Below are 739 nucleotides of genomic sequence, written 5' to 3'. Positions count from 1 at the left end.
CTAGGTATGATCAGCCCTGACCGGTTTATTCCCCTGGCCGAGGAAACCGGGCTGATTGGTGCTATCGGGGAATGGGTTTTTGCAAAAGCCTGTGGACAGATGCGGCAGTGGCAGGAAAAGTTCGGTGTTAGGCTGAGCCTGTCGGTCAACCTGTCCGTGCGTCAGCATGATCAGGGCTTTGGCGCGGACATGCTGCAGCAGATTCTTGACCGAAGTGGTCTGTCTTCCCGTTACCTGACGCTCGAGATTGCCGAGAACCTGCTGATGAAGGAGTCGGATCAGGCGGTCAGGTGGCTCAATGAGCTCAAGTCATGCGGCGTCAGGCTGGCGGTGGATGATTTTGGTACCGGTTATTCGTCCCTGAGTTACCTGAAAAGTTTCCCCGTGGATTTTCTGAAGATAGACCGGGCATTTGTCAGTGATCTGCCCGATGACAACGAGGACGTCTCCCTGGTTACGGCCATTCTTGCCATGGCGGACAGCTTGGGCATCCGGGTAGTGGCCGAGGGCGTGGAAACGGACGAGCAGCGCCAGTTTCTCAGGGAAGCCGGCTGTGGCTACATGCAGGGCTATCTGTTCTCCCGGCCGCTGCCGGTGAGCGAGATGGAAGACAGGCTGGCGGACATCTCACGCTCGCTGCCAGCCATGGAGAGCGAAGCGAAGGCTGGTAGACCCCAGTAGCCGCGAGGCCGCACTGTTTTCCCGGCGTGCCTTGCGCCAGAGGGAAAACAAAGTAGGC

At 58.5% G+C, this 739-nt stretch carries 1 protein-coding gene; it reads left to right on the top strand.

Going from position 1 to position 739, the window contains the following annotated elements; all coding sequences use genetic code 11:
* On the top strand, positions 1-681 hold a 681-nt coding region (locus ACOCD2_RS23740), incomplete at its 5' end, for a putative bifunctional diguanylate cyclase/phosphodiesterase (protein WP_293689897.1).
* Between the last annotated feature and the right edge of the window lie 58 nt (positions 682-739).

Source organism: Thiolapillus sp. (assembly GCF_048562965.1).
Lineage (GTDB): Bacteria > Pseudomonadota > Gammaproteobacteria > Chromatiales > Chromatiaceae > Thiolapillus > Thiolapillus brandeum_A.
Note: the sequence above shows the minus strand (reverse complement) of the source record. Positions and strands in the feature narration are given on the sequence as shown.